We start from the raw sequence: 17949 nt of genomic DNA on the forward strand, positions 1-17949 counted from the left end.
CTCCCACATCTGCCCCCGAACCCGGACGCTCCGGCCAACATCAACATGCGCTCAAGCAGCGAGGCCCGCGGGCCGAGCGATAGCGCCCCAAGGAGCCATTCATGGCGACTGTAAAAGTCACGGACGAAAGCTTCGACGCCGACGTTCTGAAATCTTCCACCCCCGTCCTGGTGGACTTCTGGGCCGAATGGTGCGGCCCCTGCAAACAGATCGGCCCGGCGCTGGAACAGATCGCCGACGAACTGGGCGGTCAGGTCACCGTGGCCAAGATCAATATCGACGACAGTCCCATGACCCCGTCCAAACTGGGCGTGAAGGGCATCCCAACCCTGATGCTGTTCAAGGACGGCCAGATGACCTCGATGAAGGTCGGCGCCATGCCCAAGGGCAAGATCGTCGAATGGCTGGCCGAGGCCGGCGTCAAGGCCGACGCCTGATCGTCTCGCTCCATTGAAGATCAAGCGCCCGCTGGTTCCGACCGGCGGGCGTTTTTCATGCTAGGAGGGTCTCATGAGCGACGAAGACACACCGATCCCGGCTGACGACATCCCCGGCGAAACCCCCGTCCAGCGCGCCCTGCGCCTGAAGAAGGCGGCGCTCGACGCCCGTCCCCAGGCCCCACGCGGCGGCCGGTTCCAGCGCGAACAGAACGCCCGGATCGCAGCGGGCAAGTCGCGGCCCTGGATGAGCAAGTAAGACAGCACACCAGACTCTCCCTCCCCCTACGGGGGAGGGGGGCGGAGGCGTAGCCGGAGCCGGGTGGGAACGGCAGGGCGACACATCACAAGTCAGATCAGTGCGCTTTTGCCTTGCCGCCCCCACCCCGTCGCTGCGCGACGCCCCTCCCCCGCAGGGGGAGGGAGAAGTCGGCGCTTACTCCGGCCAGGTCTCGCGGCTGGCCCCCAGCACCTCGCCGGCCAGATACAGCGACCCGCAGATCGCGACCCGCCCCGCGCCGAACCGCAGCGCCAGATCCACCGCCTCGCCGACCGATCCCGCCGGCGTCGCCGCCAGCCCGTGCCCGCGCGCCACGGCCGCCAGGGCCGCCGGCTCGGCCGCCGCCCCGTCGAAGCCGACGGTGAAGACCGTTGCGCCCGTGTCCTTCAAGGCGGCGAAGAAACCACCCGCGTCCTTGTTCGCCAGCATGCCGCAGATCAGGGCCAGCGGACGCGGCGCACGCGTCTGACGCTCGGCCAGAAACACCGCCAGCGCCCGCCCGGCGTGGGGATTATGCCCCCCGTCCAGCCACAGCTCCGCCTCCGCCGCCTTGGCCGCCTCGCCATACGGACCGGCCGAAATCCTCTGCAGCCGCGCGGGCCAGCGCACGGCCTTCAGCCCCTGCGCGATCGCCGCCTCGGGCAGGTCCAGCTCCAGGGCCGCCGCCACGGCCACGCCCGCATTGTCGATCTGGTGCGCGCCCGCCAGGCCCGGCGCCGGCAGGTCCAGGAACCGTTCCTGGTTCTGGAACACCATCCCGCCCCGCTCGGCCCAGGCGTCGAAATCCACGCCCATGACCGTCAGCGGCGCATGGACCGCCTGGGCGGCGCGTTCGATGGCGGCCATGGCCGCCTCCTGCTGGCGTGCGATCACGCCCGGCGCCCCCGCCTTCAGCACCCCGGCCTTCTCCGCCGCGATCCCGGCCAGGTCCGTGCCCAGGAACTCCGCATGGTCGTAGTCGACCGGGGCGATCACGCTCAGCAGCGGCCGTTCGATCACATTGGTGGCGTCCAGCACCCCGCCCAGCCCGACCTCGACGATGGCCAGGTCGGCCGGCGTCTCGGCCATGGCCAGGAAGGCGGCGGCTGTGGTGCTCTCGAACACCGTCGCCTCGATGCCCGTTTCGGCCATCGCGGCCTCGATCCGGTCCAGCACGGCGTTCAGCGCATCGTCCTCGATCAGCCGACCCGCCAGCCGGATTCGCTCGTTGAACCGCACCAGATGGGGCGAGGTGTAGGCGTGCACCCTCAGCCCCGCCGCTTCGGCGATGGCCCGGATCATGGCCACCGTGGACCCCTTGCCGTTCGTCCCCGCCACATGAACCACCGGCGGCAGTCTGTGCTGCGGATCGCCCAGCGCCGCACACAGGGCCTTCATCCGATCCAGCGACAGATCGATCCTCTGCGGATGTCGCGCGCGCAGCCGCTCGGAAATCGGGTCCAAGGCCGTCAGGCCGCCTGGCGGTTTCCGCCCATCAGCATGGACAGGATCTGGCCCAGGACGCGCGGCAGGTCGGCGCGCACGACCACCCGGTCAACCATGCCCTTTTCCTGCAGATATTCGGCGCGCTGGAAGCCCGGCGGCAGTTTCTCGCGGATGGTGGCCTCGATCACGCGCGGACCGGCGAAGCCGATCAGGGCGCCCGGTTCGGCCAGATGCACGTCGCCCAGCATGGCGTAGGAGGCGGTCACGCCGCCCGTCGTCGGATCGGTCAGGACCACGGCGTAAGGCAGGGTCGCGGCCTTCAGCTCCTGGATGGCCAGGGTGGTGCGCGCCATCTGCATCAGCGACAGGGCGCCTTCCTGCATCCGCGCTCCGCCAGCGGCGGTGAAACAGACCATCGGAACCTTGCGGGCCACGGCCTCGCGCGCCGCCTTGATGAAGGCCTCGCCCGCCGCCATGCCCAGCGACCCGCCCATGAAGGTGAAGTCCTGGACGATCACCACAGCTTCCTGGCCGCCGACGACGCCATAGCCGATGGCCATGGTGTCCTTGCGCCCCGCCGCCTTGCGCGCGGCGCTCAGCCGGTCCTTGTACGGCTTGCCGTCCGAGAATTTCAGCGGGTCTTCCGGCACGTCCGGCGTGTCGATGGACTCATACTGACCGCCGTCGAACGTAGCCTTCAGCCGCGTCGGCGCGTCGATCCGCATATGGCGGCCCGACGGCGTGACCCACAGCGAGGCCTCCAGATCCGAGCGATACAGCATCTCGCCGGTGTCGGGGTCCTTGACCCACAGATTGTCGGGGGTGTCGCGACGCGACACGATCTTGCGGACGCCGGGCGCGAAACGGCTCAGCCAGCCGCCGCGCTTTTCCTGAGGTTTGTTCTTGTCGACCATGGGCGGGCTCTTAGACGGTTTCCGCCAGGGATGCACCAGTCCGCACCGACCGAACCGCGTCGCCCAGCGCCTTGACCCGACCGAGCACGCGCGGCGCAACGGCTTCGCCGGCCTCCAACGCCGCCGCGACCTCGTCCACCAGGGCCGATCCCACCACGACGGCGTCGGCCACGCGGGCGATCTCGGCCGCCCGTTCCGGCGTCTTGACCCCAAACCCGACTGCGACCGGCAGACCCGAGGCCTTGCGCACCCGCTCCACCGCCGGGGCCACCACCTCGGCGTTCGCCTCCTTGACGCCCGTCACGCCCGCGACGGCGACATAATAGACAAAGCCCGACGTGCCCTGGACCACGATCTTCAGCCGTTCGTCGTCCGAGGTCGGCGTCGCCAGACGGATCAGCGAGATCGAGACCTTGTCCAGCGCTTCGATCAGCGGGCCGGCCTCTTCCGGCGGGCAGTCCACCACGATCAGCCCGTCGATGCCGCAGTCGGCCGCGTAGGCGGCGAAGGTGTCATAGCCCAGGCTCTCGATCGGGTTCAGATAGCCCATCAGGATGATGGGGGTCGCGTCGTCGCCCTTACGGAACTCCCGCGCCAGATCCATGGTCGAACGCAGGCCGAAACCCGCCTTCATCCCCCGGATCGCCGCCCGCTGGATCGGCGGCCCCTCGGCCATCGGATCGCTGAACGGAAAGCCCAGTTCGATGATGTCGGCCCCGGCGGCGGGCAGGCCGCGCAGGATCTCCAGCGCCTCGTCGCGCGACGGATCACCCCCCATCACATAGGGAATAAAGGCCGCACGGCCCTCGGCCTTCAGCGCAGCGAAACGGGCGTCGATACGGGCGGTGGTCATTGCGGCGTGGTTTCCGAAGCGGGCTTCTCGGCGGCGGGCTGGGCGCAGACGTCGCCGGGCACGACGGCGAAGCCCAGATAGGCGGGCAGCTCGGCGACGGCGGTCTTGGTGGTGTCGTAGAAGGCGACCATCTGCATGCCGTCGCAGCCGCCGGCCTCGCGGCGCTTGACGAAGACCACGCGGTTCTCGTCGCCGCCCGCCGCCAGCCAGCCCTTGGTCGCGAGATCGGCGATAAAGGCGTCGGCCAGGGCGCCGACCTGCCCCAGGGGCGCGGTGACGCACCAGGCCCGGCCGGTCAGGTTGTTCAGGCCGCCGCAATCCGGCGACAGTTGCGCGCCCGGAAGCAGGGCGACCTCGGCGGGCTGGACCTGTGCGGGCGCGGCCGTCTGGGCCTGAACGGCGGTCGAAAGGCTCAGCGCGGCGGTCGCCGCCAGAAAGCTGCGGATCACAGTTCCACTCCCAGATGTTTGGCGACCTGGAAGATGTCCTTGTCGCCCCGACCCGACATCAGCAGGACGACATCGCCGCCCTTGCCGACTTCGCGCGCCACTTCGCCCGTCCGCGCCAGGGCGTGGGCCGGTTCCAGCGCCGGAATAATGCCTTCCAGCTTCGAGCACAGCTGGAACGCCTCCAGCGCCTCATTGTCCGTCGCCGAGCGATACTCGGCCCGGCCGATGTCGTGCAGCCAGGCGTGTTCCGGCCCGATGCCCGGATAGTCCAGACCGGCCGAGATCGAGTGGCCCTCGACGATATTGCCGTCGTCGTCTTGCAGCAGATAGGTCCGGTTGCCGTGCAACACGCCCGACCGGCCGCCCTTCAGCGACGCCGCGTGATCCGGCGTATCCAGCCCATGCCCCGCCGCCTCGACCCCGATCAGCCGCACGGCCGCGTCGTCGATGAAGGGATGGAAGGCGCCGATGGCGTTCGACCCGCCGCCGATACAGGCCACGACGGCCTCCGGCAGCTTGCCCATCCGGGCCATCGACTGGGTCTTGATCTCCTTGCCGATCACCGATTGGAAATCGCGCACCATGGCCGGATAGGGGTGCGGACCCGCCGCCGTGCCGATGATGTAATAGGTGTCCGAGACATTGGTGACCCAGTCGCGCATCGCCTCGTTCATCGCGTCCTTCAGGGTCGCGGCGCCGGCCGTGACCGAGAAGACTTCCGAGCCGAGCAGGCGCATACGGAACACGTTCGGCTGCTGCCGCTCGACGTCCACCGCGCCCATATAGACGGTGCAGGGCAGGCCGAACCGCGCCGACACCGTCGCGCTGGCGACGCCGTGCTGACCGGCGCCCGTCTCGGCGATGATCCGGGTCTTGCCCATGCGACGGGCGAGCAGGATCTGGCCCATGCAATTATTTATCTTGTGCGCGCCCGTATGGTTCAGGTCCTCGCGCTTCAGCCAGATATTCGCCCCGCCGAAATGTTCGGTCAGGCGTTCGGCGAAATACAGCGGGCTCTCGCGCCCGACATAATGGGTCAGGAAACCGTCCAGCTCGGCCTGGAAACTGGGGTCCGCCTTGGCCGCCTTATAGGCCGCGTCCAGCTCGTGGATCAGCGGCATCAGGGTCTCGGCCACGAACTGCCCGCCATAAGGCCCAAACCGTCCCTGCGCGTCCGGCCAGGCGTAGGCGTTGGACAGCGACTGGGCGGGATCAGGGGTCTGGATGGGGGTTTGAGCGTTCACGAGTCCAACTTTCACGCAGGGAGGCGTCGTAATTACGTCCGGCGCGCGTTTTGGATGAAGGCCGCGATCCGGTCGGCGTCCTTAACACCCGGCGCGCTTTCGACGCCAGAGGACACATCCAGCATCGGCGCCCCGGTGATCCGCAGCGCCTCGGCCACATTGTCGGGATTCAGCCCGCCCGCCAGGAACCAGGGATGGCGAAACGCCCGGTCCGCCAACAGGGTCCAGTCGAAACTATGCCCGACCCCGCCCGGCAGAACCGAACCCTCCGGCGGCTTGGCGTCGAACATCAGGTGATCGGCGTGATAATCCCATTCGTCGGCGGCGAAGAAGTCGTCGCCATGCCGGATCGGCAGGGCCTTGATCACCCCCGCCCCGGTCAGAGCCCGAACAGTTTCCGCCCGCGCCGGGGTTTCCGCCCCGTGCAGCTGGATGAAATCCGGCCTCAGCGTCCGCGCGATCTCTTCCAGCAAGGCGTCGTCCGGATCGACCGTCACCGCCACGATCTTCGCCCGCCCCCGCGCCCGTTCGAACAGACGCGCCGCGGCTTCCGGCGCCAGATGGCGCGGGCTTTTGGGAAACACCACCGCCCCCACGAAATCCGCCCCGCCGTCCAGGGCTGCGTCCAGGGTGTCGGCGGTCGTCAGGCCGCAGATTTTGATAGCCGTCGTCATGGGATCACGACTTCTAGGCCGAGGTCGCAGGCCACTGCCGCCATATCCGCATCCAAGGTGGCGACGACGCAATCATTCCGCGCCGCGATCGCCAGATGCAAGGCGTCCGGCGCGCGCAGCCTTGCATCACTCCGAACCATCACACGCGCCTCCACGATGTCGCCGTCGATCACCGACAGAACTGTGCGCGTCTTCAACCACTGATCCAACTGCCGTTCCAAGGCGCGACGGTCCTTGTCGAGCAGATGTCGCATACGGCTCTTCACCGCGAGGGCTGAAGAAAACTCACTCAACGCCCAGCTGCTAAGCACGAAATCATCGACACCGGCGATCCAATCCAAAGCACGTGGCGTGTGCTTATCGGCGTGGAAAAGGGACACCAGGACGCTGGTGTCGAGATAGAGAGTCAAATCTCTTCATCCCGCATACGCCGGACCAGGGTGACGGAGTCCATGGGCGCTTCCGATTTGATGCGCACCTTTTCCAACCAGGCCATGTCGATGGGGCCGGATGTCGGGACGGCCGCCTTAGCAGGCTCAAGCCGCGCGACGGGGACGCCGCGCCGCGTGATGGTCACGGCCTCGCCCGCCAGCATGCGATCCAGCAGCTTGGGCAGGTTGTTCTTGGCTTCGGCGACGGAGTAGCTGGACATGGCCATCAAGATAGCCATCTGGCGTCAAAAGTCCACAATCTCGGCTCAGACGAAGATCGACGCGATCTCCTCCGGCGTCAGCAACCGCCACTGTCCGGGCGCCAGGTCAGCCGGCAGGACCAGCCCGCCCAGCCGTTCGCGATGCAGGGTCTCGACGTGGTTGCCGGCGGCGGCGAACATGCGTCGCACCTGGTGATAGCGGCCCTCCGTCACCGTCAGCAGGGCCTCGGTCGGGGACACGACCTCCAGCACGGCCGGCGCCAGCGGCTTGTCCTCGCCCTCCAGCACCAGTTCGCCCGAGGCGAACAAGTCGCCTTCCGTCCCCATCAACGGCCGCGCCAGCCCGGCGCGATACACCTTTGCCACATGGCGTTTGGGACTGATCACCCGGTGCAGCAGATCCCCGTCGTCGGTCAGCAGCAACAGGCCCGTGGTCTGCTTGTCCAGCCGCCCGATGGTCGAGATGGCCGGATCGCGCGACCGCCACCGCCCCGGCAGGATGTCATAGACCAGCGCCCCCTCTTCCTTGTGCGAACAGGTCATGCCCAGCGGCTTGTTCAGCAGGATCACCAGACCCTGCACCGGATCCAGCGGCTCGCCGTCGATCTCCATCCGCGTCGGCAGGTCGCGCGTCACCGGGATCCGCCTGGACACATCCGTCAGATCCGCCCCGTCCAGCACGATCCCTCCGGCCTTGGCCATCCGCGCCATCTCGGCCCGCGACCCATAGCCCATCGACCCCAGCAGACGGTCGACGCGAGAGGTGGGGACTTTTTTCATGCGCTATCGCCCTTCGGGCTGCTTGAGCGCGGGCTCACTTCACCGCCTCGAACAGCTTGTACCCGCCCGCATCCGCGACCAGCCGCACCCGGTTGAACGCCGTATTCAGCTCCGCCTCGTACGGCAGGTGCCGGTTCGCCACGATCCAGGCGACCCCGCCCTTCTTCAGCAATTCGGCCGCCTTCCTGATGAAGGCCTGGCCCAGCCGGCGATCCTCGGCCCCGCCGTCGTGGAAGGGCGGATTGCTGACGACGAAGTTCAGTTCGCCGTCCGCGGTCATCGTCCGCACATCGGCCCATTCGATGCTCACGCGCGGATCTTCGACATTCTTCCGCGCCGCCTCGACCGCCCGGCGATCCAGGTCGATCAGCCGCAGCGACGTCACCGCCGCCGACCGCAGGGCCACCGTCGCCAGCGCGCCATAGCCGCAGCCCAGATCGACGCCCGCCCCCTTCAGCGCCGGCATATGCTGGGCCAGCAGGGCCGAACCCGCGTCGATACGGTCCCAGGCGAAGACGCCCGGCTGGGACCAGGCCTCCAACCCCGGCACGATCCGCGGCGCGCCCTCGGCTATGGCTTCATCGATCCCGGTCAGGGTCTCGGGCTTGATCACAATACAGCGGCGGTGGTGCGCCTTGGCCGTCTCGCCCACCTCGACGCCGAAGCCAGTCAGCTCCTTCTTCAGCCGCGACCCGCCCTTGTCCTTGAGCGCCATCACATCCAGCCGCCCTCCGACCTTCAGCGCCCTCAGCGCCAGGGCCAGCGCATAGCGCCGCTCCAACACACCGGGCGGGGCGTAGATCATGACGTCATCGACCGAACCCTCGGGCACGGTCTCAAGCGCGGTGGAGCCGGGGATCAGGGGCGAGGTCTGGATCGCGCCGCCCGCTCCAGTGCCGGGAGGATCGAAGACGACCGGCGGTCGGCCGTAAAGAAGCGTGGTCATGCCCGCCCCTTAGAGGCAGACGCTGCAATTCGCCAGCGTCGCGGGACTCAGAACCCTGCCTGCAACAGCGCCAGCCCGACAACTCCAACCACGATCCGCCACCAGGCGAAGGGGCCGAACCCGTGTTTGGACACGAAGTCCAGCAGGAACCGCACCACCACCAGCGCCGTCAGGAAGGCGGTGACGAAGCCCACCACGATCAGGCCGACGTCGCTGAAATCCAGCGTCTTGTGGTTCTTCAGCAGGTCATAGGCCACCGCCGCCCCCATGGTGGGCAGGGCCAGAAAGAAGCTGAACTCCGCCGCCGACCGCTTGTCGGTCTTCAGCAGCAGGCCGCCGGCGATGGTGGCGCCGGATCGCGACACGCCGGGGATCATGGCCAGACACTGGAACAGGCCGATCAGGAAATAGATTCGCATCGGATACTGGTTGGCGTCCAGCCACTGGGGCCGCTTGTCCATCCGGTCCAGCAGCAGCAGGATCACCCCGCCGACGATCAGGGCGACGCAGATCACCTGCGGCGTCTCGAACAACACGTCCTTAATGAAGCCATAGGCCAGGAAGCCGATCACCACCGCCGGCGCGAACGCGACCAGCAGACCGATCAGGAACCGCCGCGCCTCGGGATCGAAGGGCCAGCGGGTCGCCAGCGCCCACAGTCGCCGGAAATAGACGCTGACGATGGCCAGCAGGGCGCCGAGCTGGATGACGATCTCGAACGTCTTGCCCGAACTCTGAAAGCCCATGAAATGGCCGAGCAGAAGCATGTGGCCGGTGGAGGACACCGGTATGAACTCGGTCAGTCCTTCGACCAGACCGAGAATGATCGCTGCAAGCCAGTCAGACATGATATCCCCGTGGGGCCGGCCCGCCTGACCGAAAAACGTCAGTGGGAGCCCGGCTCGGGCCCCACATAGCGCAATCTCGCCCGGATAGGCGAGCCGTCCGCCGCCTGATCCACAGCATGGGCCAGAAGGCCGATCAGACGCCCCAGCATCAACAGGTCCCCCGCCCCCGTCGGACCCAGGTCCAGTCGGCGCGCCGTCAGGGCCAGGGCCAGACCGAAGCCCGGCGGCAGTCCGCCCGCCGCCTCGCCCTCGGTCCAGACCGCCTTCAGGTCCGCCGTCAGGTCCGCAGCATCCAACAGGGCGGGGGCGCGCGGATCGACCCGGCCGAATTCCGTATCCGCCGCGAAGCCCGGCGCGCACCCCTTCAGCCCGATCCAGCGCCGCGCCGCGCCGGTCGGATCGCGCCGCGCCTCGCCGACATAGGCCACGACATCGTCGATTTCCGTCAGCGGCGTCCCCCCCAGGGTGGTCGCGCCCGCCAGAACGGCGCCGGCCAGGGGTGCGCCCCCGCCCGCCGCCGCCCGCGTCGCCAGGACCGCGTCGTCCAGGCCGGCGTCGGCGCCCAGCACCAGGGCGCGACGGATCAGATGACTGTCGCGTTCGGCCGCCTTGAAGCCGCGCGCCAGCCGCTGGTGAAGATAAAGGCGGGGTCCCGGCCCGGAGACGCTGTCCACCACCTCGCTCAGCAGAGAGGCGGCCTCGCGCTTGAGGCTGACGGGGTCATGGGTCCGAAGCGCGCGGTCCTCGATGGCGCGGCGGCCCAGCACGGCCAGGACCCGCCTCTGGGTGGATCCGCCGACGATGGGGTCGATGCGAGGCTTCAGATCGGCGAAGGGATTGGTCTCGCGGGCGTCCCACAGGGCGCGCGCCGCCGTCTCTATGGTCGCGGTCTCCGCCAGTTGCACCGCGTCCAGACCGCGATAGAACAGCCGACCGTCGGCGATCAGCGACACCGAGGACTGGATGTCCGCCTCGCCCCGCGCCGCCGCCCCCATGACCGGCGCCCGCACTTCGGGGCCGTCCGCCTCGGCGCCGCCCTCGCCGCACAGCCGCGCCACGTCGGAGACGGCGTACAGACTGCGTCGGGGATCGGTGGGATCGGGTCGGGCGGCGATCCGGCCGCGACTGACATAGGCGTACAGGGTCTGGGCCTTGACCCCAAGCCGGGTCAGGGCCTCGCTCCGCGCGATCCAGCGTTCGTCAGCGCTCATGTCGTCCCCACGACTGATGCCCATCAACTATGTACGGCGTTCGACATAGCGCCGTTGTGTGTCCTTAACGCTAACGCACGCCGCAATCCAAAGGAGGCGCTCGAATTAGGGCCTGCGGTTGGCATTCCGCCACGATTGCGCGACAAGAGGCGGGAATGACGTCGCCCGCTCCTCCTCCCGCACCCGCGCCCCTTGAAGACGCTCATCTGGCCACCCGCCGCATCACGCGACTGTCGGTCGGGGTCGCTCTGGTGCTGATCGTGCTGAAGGCCTTTGCGTTGGGCGCCTCCGGTTCGGTCTCCATCCTGGCGACGCTGACGGATTCGGTGCTGGATCTGGTCGCCTCGCTGGCGACCTTCTTCGCCGTGCGCTGGGCCGCCACACCGGCGGACGAAGATCATCGCTACGGCCACGGCAAGGGCGAGGCCCTGGCCGCCATGGTCCAGGCCGGTCTGGTCTTCGCCTCCGCCATCTTCATCGGGTGGGAGGGGATTCAGCGCATCTTCGATCCGCGTCCCGTCACCTCCGGCGGCTGGGCGACCGGGGTGGTGATCGTCTCCATCGCCATCACCGCCTGGCTGGTCTGGATGCAGACCCGGGCCCTTAAGAAGACCGGCTCCATGGCCGTCGCCGGTGATCGCGCCCACTACGCCGCCGACCTGGCCGCCAATCTGGTGGTGCTGATCGGGGTGATCTCGGGCGCCTTCCTGGGGGCGCCCGGCCTGGACGCCGCCGCCGGCCTGGTGGTCGCCGTCTGGCTGTTCTGGGGGGCGACCGGCATGCTGAAGGCCGCCGCCGACCATCTGCTGGACCGCGCCGTGCCCGAGACGGACCGCGCCGCCGTCATCCACGCCGTTCTCGCCGACCCGCGCATCTCAGGCGTCCACCAGTTGCGCACCCGCATGGCGGGCCAGGTGATGATGGTTCAGATGCACGTCGATCTGGACCCCGACCTGACGCTGGACGCCGCCCACGCCATCGTGGTGGAAGCCGAGACCCGGGTGCTCAGCCATTTTCCCGCCGCCGACATCCTGTTTCACGCCGATCCGCGCGGCCGGGTCTGCCCGCCCGCCGCCGACACGCCGCCGCATGCCGCTCCCGGCGCGTCGGTATCGACAGCTGCCGCCGAACCACGCACGGCCGCCCCCACGACCGCCCCGCCCAAAGGCCCCTGGTCCTGATCCTGTCCTGATCGCGATCCGGTAAATGGACATTAACGGGTGTCGGCGCATCAAACGGCGATGTCCGAGTCCACCGTCCTGTTCCATTTCGCCTTCCAGCCCGCCTCGCGCGCCGCGCGCCTGGCTCTGGGCGAGGCGCGTATCGAATGGACCGACACCCCGGTCCGACCGTGGGAGGACGACTGTCCGGTCAACGATTTCAACCCCTCGGGCCTGCCGCCTGTCGTCCAGACCACGGATCGCGGCCGCCCCCTGACCCTGTGCGAACTGCCCGCCGTCCTGGGCTGGATCGAGGATCAGCAGAAGGCCCCCCTGCTTCTGTCCGCCGACCCCGCCGAACGGGCCGAGGCGCGCCGCCTGACCGGCTGGTTCGAGCGCCGCTTCACCGATGAAGTCGACGCCGTCCTGCTGCATGAGCGGATGGAGAAACCCCTGCTCAAACTGGGCCCGCCCGAGGCCCGCGCCCTGCGCCACGGCCGCGACGCCCTGAAATCCCACCTCGCCATGCTGGAAGACCTGGTCGCCGCCCGCGACTGGCTGGCCGGCCGCCGCCTCAGCCAGGCCGACCTGATCGCCGCCGCACACCTGTCGGTGCTCGACTATTTCGGCGAGATTCAGTGGGCCAACTGGCCGTCGCTGAAGACCTGGTACTCCAAACTCAAATCCCGTCCCTGCTTCCGCCCCCTGCTGGCGGACAGGTTCGTCGGCGTGCCGCCCTCAGCCTGGTATGCGGACCTGGATTTCTGAAGCCTACCACCGCCTCTCCCTCCCCCACGGGGGAGGGCGGTCGCGCAGCGACCGGGTGGGGCCGGCAGAGCACAAGCGCACCGCCGCCCTTACAACGCCTCCGCACCCAACCGCGCGATCCACAGCTTCGCCCGGCTGACCAGTTCGTCCTTGCGACGAAGGTCCGAGATATCCTCCGGCAAGCGATCCAGCTGCTCGAAGCGGAAATCCTCGGGCGTGTGCGCCTTCCACGCCGCCTGAAGCGACCGGTACGGGCTGCCGCCGTGGCGCAGCGCGAACCACAGCCCGTTCTGTTCGGTGTCGATGTGGCGGCTCTTGCCGACCCAGACCTGGCCCGTCGCGCTGCAGATCACGGCATAGACCCCGGCGATGGTGGGCCGCTCCTTGTATGCGGCGATCAGGCTCTTGCGATTTGTCTGGGTCATGGCGCTCTCTTATTTATCCGGGTATAAACATGACAGCTAATTTTATCCGGGTAAATACATGAGCGACGAAGATCGCGATCTGGTGCTGTTCGACGGCCCCAACCGCATCGCCAGAGGCTCGGACGCCGCTGTCGTGGCCGCTTTCCGCAAGGCCCTGGCGGCCTCGCCTCAAGCCGCGCTGCGCGTGTTCGATCTGGCGACCGGCCGCCCGGTCGACCTGGACCTCCGCGAGGCAGAACCAGCTCCGGCTCCCAGGCGCGGCCGTCCGCGCCTGGGCGTCGCCGCACGCGAAGTCACGCTTCTACCTCGCCATTGGGACTGGCTGGCGGCCCAGCCCGGCGGCGCCTCGGCCGTCCTGCGTCGTCTGGTGGACCAGGCCCGCAAGACCGGCGCGGACGGCGACGCGCGACGTCGCCGCACCGAGGCCGCCTATGGGTTCATGGTCGAGATGGCCGGCGACGCCCCCGATTTCGAAGAGGCCAGCCGCGCCCTGTTCGCCGGCGACCGCGACCGGCTCGCCGCCCTGATCGCGCCGTGGCCCACGGACATCCAGGGCCAGATTCTGGAGTTGCTAGACGGCGAGGCCGCATAGACTCGACTCTCCCTCCCCCTGCGGGGGAGGGAGAAAACTATGCTATCCCCCGCCCCGTGTCCGATCGCCTGAAAACCTTCATCCGCCAGCGCGCGGCCGAGCTCGGCTTCGATGTCTGCCGCTTCGCCTCGGCGGCCGACGCCTGGCCGGCGGGCGAGCGGCTGCGTCATTTCGTGGACGAAGGCCGGCACGGCGACATGGAATGGATGGAAACGACGCTGGACCGCCGCCAGCACCCCACCGCCATGTGGGACGAGGCGAAAACCGCCATCGTCCTGGGCATGAACTACGGCCCCGACGACAATCCGCTGGACCAGTTGGCCGACCGTTCCGCCGCCTATATCTCGGTCTATGCGCGGGGCGACGACTATCACGAGGTTATCAAGGGTCGGCTGAAACAGCTGGCGGGCCAGATCGCGGCCCGCAACGGCGCCGACATCAAGGTCTTCGTCGACACCGCCCCCCTGATGGAAAAGCCCCTGGCCCAGCGCGCCGGACTGGGCTGGCAGGGCAAACACACCAATCTGCTCAGCCGCACCCACGGCAACTGGCTGTTCCTGGGCACGATCCTGACCGCCGCCGAGATCGAACCGGACGCGGCCGAGACCGAACACTGCGGCCGTTGCACCGCCTGTCTGGACGCCTGTCCGACCAAGGCCTTCCCCGCCCCGTTCCAGCTCGACGCCCGGCGCTGCCTGTCCTACCTGACCATCGAGTTCGCCGATCCCTGGCCGGTCGAGTTCCGCACCCTGACCGGCTCGCGCATCTATGGCTGCGACGACTGTCTGGCCGTCTGTCCGTGGAACAAGTTCGCCCAGGAAGCCCGCGAAATCCGGCTGGCGCCCCGCCCCGCCTTCAACAGCCCGCGCCTGGCCGACCTGCTGGCGCTGGACGACGCCGCCTTCCGCGCCCTGTTCACCAAGAGCCCGGTCAAGCGGATCGGCCGCGACCGATTCCTGAGGAACGTCCTCTATGCGGTCGGCAATTCCAACGACCCGACCCTGATCGCCCCGACGCAAGCCCTGCTCAGCGACCCCGCCCCCCTGGTGCGCGGCGCCGCCGTCTGGGCCCTGTCGCGTCTGATGGCCCCCGCCGACTTCGCCGTCCTGCGTCAGGCGACGAAAGAGACCGACCCCCAGGTTCTGCGCGAATGGCATGGCCTGAGCGCCTAATTCTGCGCAAGCGGCCTCGCGCAGAAGACGGGGATCACCCCATCGCCGTCCCTGCGCCGGATCCGCCGCCCGGAACCTTGGCCACGTCCAGCAGCTTCAGCCGGAAGATCAGCACCGAGTTCGCCGGGATCTTGGGGCTGCTCTGTTCGCCGTAGCCCAGCGCCGGCGGCACGAACAGGATCCACTCGTCGCCGACGTGCATCTTCTGCAGGGCCTCGGTCCAGCCGGGCACCACGGTCTCGGGCGTGAACACCGCCGGCGCCCCGCGCGCGAACGAGCTGTCGAACACGGTGTCGTCGACCCGCTTGCCCTCGTAATCGACCTTGACCAGGTCATTACGGTCCGGGCTGACGCCGCCCGCCGGACCCGCCTGGACCACCCGGTACTGCAGCCCGCTGGCCAGGGTCTGGACCCCTTCTTCCTTGGCGTTCTTCTCCATGAAAGCGGCGGCTTCCGCCTTGCCGGCGTTCGGATCGACCGGTTCCGACCGGCCACAGCCGACCAGCATCAGAACGGCGACGACGGCCGCCCTACCCCATCCGAAGTTCATAGCCGCGTTCCTTCAAGGCCTCGCCGATCTCGTCGGCGTGGGCGCTATCGCGCGTTTCGACCATGATGTCGAACTCCGCGCCCTTGGCCGGCACGTCCAGCGCCAGACGATTGTGGACCACGTCGATGATATTGCCGCCCAGGCCCCCGATCACCGCCGCCATGGCCGACAACATGCCCGGCCGGTCGTCGCCCAGGATGCGGTAGACCAGCAACCTCCGTTCACGGACCATCTCGCGATTCAGCACCACGGCCAGCATCCGCGCATCGATATTGCCGCCGCACAGCTCCAGCCCGACCTTCATCCCCTTGAACCGCTCGGGATAGGCCAGCAGGGCCGCCAGACCGCCGGCGCCTGCTCCCTCCGCCACCGTCTTCTCATAGGTGACGTAAGAGGCCACCGCCCGTTCGAAGTCCGCCTCCTCACAGACGAAGACCTCGTCCACCAAGGGGTTCGCCAGGGCGAAGGGGATGTCGCCCACCGCCTTGATGGCGATGCCCTCGGCGATGGTCTGGCCGGTGCAGACCGGGGGCTTGCCGGCTCGCCGGGCCGTGAAGGACGGATAGCGCGCCGCCTCGACCCCGAACACCTTAATGTCCGGCTTCATCGCCTTGGCCGCGATGGCGCAGCCGGCGATCAGCCCGCCCCCGCCGATGGGGATCAGCAGGGCCTCCAGATCCGGCGCGTCCTCCAGGAACTCGATGGCGCAGACCCCCTGGCCCGCCACGATCCCCTCGTCGTCGAAGGCCGAGACGAAGACATAGCCCTTCTCCGCCTCCAGCCGTTTGGCGGCCTCGGTCGAGCCGGTGAAGTCCAGGCCCTGGATCACCACCGTCGCCCCGTGGGACCGGGTGCCGTTGATCTTGGCGAAGGGGGTCCCCTCCGGCATCACGATGGTCACCGGCACTCCCAGCCGTCCGCCATGATAGGCTAGGGCCTGGGCGTGGTTCCCGGCGCTGGCCGCCACCACCCCGCGCTTGCGCTCTTCCGGCGTCAGCATCAGCAGCCGGTTCAACGCCCCGCGCTCCTTGAAGCTGCCAGTGAAGTGCAGATTGTCGAACTTCACCCAGACCTCGGCCCCGGTCAGCTGCGACAGCTTGCGGGAATGGCGGGTGGGGGTGCGGTCCACCTGACCGGCGATTCGGCCCTGAGCAGCCTGGATATCGGCGAAGGTGACGGTCATGATCGGATTCCACTCTGCCGCCGGGCGATCGCCCGACGAATTTTCTCTCGCCTCTTTCGCGCTTTGTCGGTTCCCGGTCCAGAGGGCGCAACCTTGACCGTGGCAGTCGCGTTGTCGCTCGTGCGATAGAGGATCGTCGCACCCCCGCGACCGGTCCACGATCATTTCCGGCCCCGCCTCCCCCCAGGGCGGTCCGGATTTCCGGAGGAAGCCCCATGTCGATCCGCCCCCTCGCCCCCGCCGCCCTGGTCCTGGGCCTCGCCGTCGGCGCCCTGTCGGCCTGCGCCCCCACCACCTTCCCGACCGGCGCCCCCGTCGGCGGCCCCGCCGCCTTCAACACCGCTGACTTCGCCTGGTCGGAACGTCCGGGCCAGGCCGCCATCGAGGGCCGCGTCACCTATACTCAGGACGGCAAGGCCTACGCCTGCGTCGCCTCGGCCGGCCTGACGCCCGACACCCCCTATACCCGCGCCCGCTTCCGCACCCTGTACGGCTCGACCGAGCGGGCCGCCGTGCCGGCCGCCGTGGTCCGCGCCCGCACCGTGCCGGACGCCAACGCCAACTACAGCGGCTTCGTCCGGGACACGCGCTGCGAAAACGGCCGTTTCCGGTTCAGCGGCCTGCCCGACGGCGGCTGGTTCCTGATCGTCCCGGTCCGGACAGGCGACGAAGCCCCCCTGGTGCTGATGCGCCGCGTTGACACCCGGGGCGGCCGCGTCGTCAATGTCGCCATGTAACATCGGTCTGTAGCACAGGCCTGTAAGTCGTCGTTCGATACAGTAGGCGTCATCCAAGCGTTCCCATCCGCCCGGCCCGGACGGCCGTACTGGGGATTGACCATGAAACTCGCTCTGATCGCCGCCGTCGCCGCGGCCCTGTCCACCGCCCCGGCTGTGGCTCAGACCTGGTACGACGCCCCGCCCCGCCATGAGCCCCCCCGGGACGGCGGGGCCTATCCGGGTCGGGACGCCTATCGGCCCTATGGACGCAACCAGACCTATGGTTCCGGAGCTCGATACGACTTCAACGGCCAGGCGGACCGGCCCGGCGACTATCGCTGCGACGCCTATTGGGACGCCGCCCGCACCGACTGCGGCGCCGCCTGGCGCGACCAGCGGCCGGCCCATACGCGGCGCTATCGCCCCGCCGGCTATGGCTACAGCTATTCCAGCGGCCCCGGCGTCTATCCCGGCGCCTATGGCCGGCCGGACCTGGTCTATCCCGGCGGGGGCTCAGCCTATGATCGCCCGGCCTATGGCCGTGACGCCCGCCGGGTGGATTGGTGCCGCAGCGTCTATCGCTCCTACGACCGGGCCAGCGGCTATTATCGCACCTATGACGGCCGGCTCGTCTTCTGCGGCTGACCGAGGTCGCGACGCCTCTAGA

At 68.8% G+C, this 17949-nt stretch carries 23 protein-coding genes; 8 read left to right on the forward strand and 15 right to left on the reverse strand.

Annotation, left to right across the window (positions count from 1 at the left end; genetic code table 11):
* Positions 1 to 101: 101 nt before the first annotated feature.
* The gene (gene trxA / locus GYM46_RS05840; protein WP_008259544.1) at positions 102 to 437 is read left to right on the forward strand and encodes a thioredoxin; all 336 of its coding nucleotides are present in this window, start codon (positions 102 to 104) and stop codon (positions 435 to 437) included.
* A gap of 73 nt (positions 438 to 510) precedes the next feature.
* Positions 511 to 696, forward strand: a complete 186-nt coding sequence (locus GYM46_RS05845) for a hypothetical protein (protein WP_008258864.1) — start codon at positions 511 to 513, stop codon at positions 694 to 696.
* Between the two features lie 177 nt (positions 697 to 873).
* Here the strand turns inward: GYM46_RS05845 and GYM46_RS05850 are convergent, their stop codons facing one another.
* The 12 genes from GYM46_RS05850 to GYM46_RS05905 form a co-directional block, all read right to left on the reverse strand.
* A complete protein-coding gene (locus tag GYM46_RS05850) occupies positions 874 to 2160 on the reverse strand; it encodes a bifunctional folylpolyglutamate synthase/dihydrofolate synthase (RefSeq protein ID WP_008259066.1) in 1287 nt (428 codons plus the stop codon).
* Positions 2161 to 2165: 5 nt separating this feature from the next.
* Positions 2166 to 3056 (reverse strand): acetyl-CoA carboxylase carboxyltransferase subunit beta, encoded by an 891-nt coding sequence (locus tag GYM46_RS05855; RefSeq protein WP_008263130.1) that lies wholly within the window; start codon positions 3054 to 3056, stop codon positions 2166 to 2168.
* 10 nt (positions 3057 to 3066) lie between these two features.
* A complete protein-coding gene (gene trpA, locus GYM46_RS05860) occupies positions 3067 to 3909 on the reverse strand; it encodes a tryptophan synthase subunit alpha (RefSeq protein WP_008264297.1) in 843 nt (280 codons plus the stop codon).
* The gene (locus tag GYM46_RS05865) at positions 3906 to 4358 is read right to left on the reverse strand and encodes a hypothetical protein (protein ID WP_008262417.1); all 453 of its coding nucleotides are present in this window, start codon (positions 4356 to 4358) and stop codon (positions 3906 to 3908) included. Before GYM46_RS05865 ends, trpA begins: the two co-directional genes overlap by 4 nt.
* Positions 4355 to 5557, reverse strand: a complete 1203-nt coding sequence (gene trpB / locus GYM46_RS05870) for a tryptophan synthase subunit beta (RefSeq protein ID WP_164952734.1) — start codon at positions 5555 to 5557, stop codon at positions 4355 to 4357. The genes GYM46_RS05865 and trpB overlap by 4 nt, the downstream gene beginning before the upstream one ends.
* Positions 5558 to 5634: 77 nt before the next feature.
* Positions 5635 to 6276, reverse strand: a complete 642-nt coding sequence (locus tag GYM46_RS05875; RefSeq protein ID WP_008263802.1) for a phosphoribosylanthranilate isomerase — start codon at positions 6274 to 6276, stop codon at positions 5635 to 5637.
* Positions 6273 to 6686: a type II toxin-antitoxin system VapC family toxin gene (locus tag GYM46_RS05880; protein WP_040349200.1), complete on the reverse strand. Its 414-nt coding sequence runs from the start codon at positions 6684 to 6686 to the stop codon at positions 6273 to 6275. Before GYM46_RS05880 ends, GYM46_RS05875 begins: the two co-directional genes overlap by 4 nt.
* Positions 6683 to 6946 (reverse strand): type II toxin-antitoxin system Phd/YefM family antitoxin, encoded by a 264-nt coding sequence (locus tag GYM46_RS05885; RefSeq protein WP_050771588.1) that lies wholly within the window; start codon positions 6944 to 6946, stop codon positions 6683 to 6685. The genes GYM46_RS05880 and GYM46_RS05885 overlap by 4 nt, the downstream gene beginning before the upstream one ends.
* A gap of 27 nt (positions 6947 to 6973) precedes the next feature.
* A complete protein-coding gene (locus GYM46_RS05890; RefSeq protein WP_008259891.1) occupies positions 6974 to 7708 on the reverse strand; it encodes a pseudouridine synthase in 735 nt (244 codons plus the stop codon).
* A gap of 34 nt (positions 7709 to 7742) precedes the next feature.
* Positions 7743 to 8654, reverse strand: coding sequence for a class I SAM-dependent methyltransferase (locus tag GYM46_RS05895; protein WP_008259157.1), 912 nt, complete (start codon positions 8652 to 8654; stop codon positions 7743 to 7745).
* 47 nt (positions 8655 to 8701) lie between these two features.
* Positions 8702 to 9502 carry an undecaprenyl-diphosphate phosphatase gene (locus GYM46_RS05900; RefSeq protein ID WP_008263566.1) on the reverse strand — a complete coding sequence of 267 codons (801 nt, stop codon included), beginning with the start codon at positions 9500 to 9502 and terminating at the stop codon, positions 8702 to 8704.
* A 38-nt stretch (positions 9503 to 9540) separates the two neighbouring features.
* The gene (locus GYM46_RS05905) at positions 9541 to 10713 is read right to left on the reverse strand and encodes a citrate/2-methylcitrate synthase (RefSeq protein WP_040349889.1); all 1173 of its coding nucleotides are present in this window, start codon (positions 10711 to 10713) and stop codon (positions 9541 to 9543) included.
* A gap of 155 nt (positions 10714 to 10868) precedes the next feature.
* On the opposite strand from GYM46_RS05905, the gene GYM46_RS05910 reads away from it, so the two are divergent.
* Both GYM46_RS05910 and fzlA read left to right on the forward strand, forming a co-directional pair.
* Positions 10869 to 11894, forward strand: a complete 1026-nt coding sequence (locus GYM46_RS05910) for a cation diffusion facilitator family transporter (RefSeq protein ID WP_008262757.1) — start codon at positions 10869 to 10871, stop codon at positions 11892 to 11894.
* Between the two features lie 60 nt (positions 11895 to 11954).
* Entirely contained in the window at positions 11955 to 12641 is a 687-nt protein-coding gene (gene fzlA, locus GYM46_RS05915; protein WP_008263197.1) for an FtsZ-binding protein FzlA, read from the forward strand.
* 89 nt (positions 12642 to 12730) lie between these two features.
* Here fzlA and GYM46_RS05920 read toward each other — a convergent pair whose 3' ends face one another.
* Positions 12731 to 13066 carry a GIY-YIG nuclease family protein gene (locus GYM46_RS05920; protein ID WP_008260920.1) on the reverse strand — a complete coding sequence of 112 codons (336 nt, stop codon included), beginning with the start codon at positions 13064 to 13066 and terminating at the stop codon, positions 12731 to 12733.
* A 58-nt stretch (positions 13067 to 13124) separates the two neighbouring features.
* Here GYM46_RS05920 and GYM46_RS05925 point away from each other — a divergent pair, with 58 nt between their 5' ends.
* Both GYM46_RS05925 and queG read left to right on the forward strand, forming a co-directional pair.
* Positions 13125 to 13658: a DUF2239 family protein gene (locus GYM46_RS05925; RefSeq protein ID WP_008260572.1), complete on the forward strand. Its 534-nt coding sequence runs from the start codon at positions 13125 to 13127 to the stop codon at positions 13656 to 13658.
* A 56-nt stretch (positions 13659 to 13714) separates the two neighbouring features.
* The gene (gene queG, locus GYM46_RS05930) at positions 13715 to 14830 is read left to right on the forward strand and encodes a tRNA epoxyqueuosine(34) reductase QueG (RefSeq protein WP_008261519.1); all 1116 of its coding nucleotides are present in this window, start codon (positions 13715 to 13717) and stop codon (positions 14828 to 14830) included.
* 34 nt (positions 14831 to 14864) lie between these two features.
* Here queG and GYM46_RS05935 read toward each other — a convergent pair whose 3' ends face one another.
* Positions 14865 to 15380, reverse strand: coding sequence for an FKBP-type peptidyl-prolyl cis-trans isomerase (locus GYM46_RS05935; protein ID WP_008262311.1), 516 nt, complete (start codon positions 15378 to 15380; stop codon positions 14865 to 14867).
* A complete protein-coding gene (locus GYM46_RS05940) occupies positions 15361 to 16563 on the reverse strand; it encodes a threonine ammonia-lyase (protein WP_008264208.1) in 1203 nt (400 codons plus the stop codon). Before GYM46_RS05940 ends, GYM46_RS05935 begins: the two co-directional genes overlap by 20 nt.
* Positions 16564 to 16778: 215 nt before the next feature.
* Between GYM46_RS05940 and GYM46_RS05945 the strand changes: the two genes are divergently transcribed.
* Together GYM46_RS05945 and GYM46_RS05950 are read left to right on the forward strand one after the other, a co-directional pair.
* The gene (locus tag GYM46_RS05945; RefSeq protein WP_008260054.1) at positions 16779 to 17300 is read left to right on the forward strand and encodes a hypothetical protein; all 522 of its coding nucleotides are present in this window, start codon (positions 16779 to 16781) and stop codon (positions 17298 to 17300) included.
* A 102-nt stretch (positions 17301 to 17402) separates the two neighbouring features.
* Positions 17403 to 17927, forward strand: a complete 525-nt coding sequence (locus GYM46_RS05950) for a BA14K family protein (RefSeq protein ID WP_008263838.1) — start codon at positions 17403 to 17405, stop codon at positions 17925 to 17927.
* Positions 17928 to 17949 lie beyond the last annotated feature (22 nt).

Origin of the sequence: Brevundimonas mediterranea (assembly GCF_011064825.1) — a bacterium.
Taxonomy (GTDB): Bacteria; Pseudomonadota; Alphaproteobacteria; order Caulobacterales; family Caulobacteraceae; genus Brevundimonas; species Brevundimonas mediterranea_A.

Coding starts and splice junctions, on each gene's coding strand:
- trxA (WP_008259544.1), top strand. CDS start 102: ATGGCGACTGTAAAAGTCACGGACGAAAGCTTCGACGCCGACGTTCTG.
- GYM46_RS05845 (WP_008258864.1), top strand. CDS start 511: ATGAGCGACGAAGACACACCGATCCCGGCTGACGACATCCCCGGCGAA.
- GYM46_RS05855 (WP_008263130.1), bottom strand. CDS start 3,056: ATGGTCGACAAGAACAAACCTCAGGAAAAGCGCGGCGGCTGGCTGAGC.
- trpA (WP_008264297.1), bottom strand. CDS start 3,909: ATGACCACCGCCCGTATCGACGCCCGTTTCGCTGCGCTGAAGGCCGAG.
- GYM46_RS05875 (WP_008263802.1), bottom strand. CDS start 6,276: ATGACGACGGCTATCAAAATCTGCGGCCTGACGACCGCCGACACCCTG.
- GYM46_RS05885 (WP_050771588.1), bottom strand. CDS start 6,946: ATGGCTATCTTGATGGCCATGTCCAGCTACTCCGTCGCCGAAGCCAAG.
- GYM46_RS05890 (WP_008259891.1), bottom strand. CDS start 7,708: ATGAAAAAAGTCCCCACCTCTCGCGTCGACCGTCTGCTGGGGTCGATG.
- GYM46_RS05895 (WP_008259157.1), bottom strand. CDS start 8,654: ATGACCACGCTTCTTTACGGCCGACCGCCGGTCGTCTTCGATCCTCCC.
- GYM46_RS05900 (WP_008263566.1), bottom strand. CDS start 9,502: ATGTCTGACTGGCTTGCAGCGATCATTCTCGGTCTGGTCGAAGGACTG.
- GYM46_RS05905 (WP_040349889.1), bottom strand. CDS start 10,713: ATGAGCGCTGACGAACGCTGGATCGCGCGGAGCGAGGCCCTGACCCGG.
- GYM46_RS05910 (WP_008262757.1), top strand. CDS start 10,869: ATGACGTCGCCCGCTCCTCCTCCCGCACCCGCGCCCCTTGAAGACGCT.
- fzlA (WP_008263197.1), top strand. CDS start 11,955: ATGTCCGAGTCCACCGTCCTGTTCCATTTCGCCTTCCAGCCCGCCTCG.
- GYM46_RS05920 (WP_008260920.1), bottom strand. CDS start 13,066: ATGACCCAGACAAATCGCAAGAGCCTGATCGCCGCATACAAGGAGCGG.
- GYM46_RS05925 (WP_008260572.1), top strand. CDS start 13,125: ATGAGCGACGAAGATCGCGATCTGGTGCTGTTCGACGGCCCCAACCGC.
- GYM46_RS05935 (WP_008262311.1), bottom strand. CDS start 15,380: ATGAACTTCGGATGGGGTAGGGCGGCCGTCGTCGCCGTTCTGATGCTG.
- GYM46_RS05940 (WP_008264208.1), bottom strand. CDS start 16,563: ATGACCGTCACCTTCGCCGATATCCAGGCTGCTCAGGGCCGAATCGCC.
- GYM46_RS05945 (WP_008260054.1), top strand. CDS start 16,779: ATGTCGATCCGCCCCCTCGCCCCCGCCGCCCTGGTCCTGGGCCTCGCC.
- GYM46_RS05950 (WP_008263838.1), top strand. CDS start 17,403: ATGAAACTCGCTCTGATCGCCGCCGTCGCCGCGGCCCTGTCCACCGCC.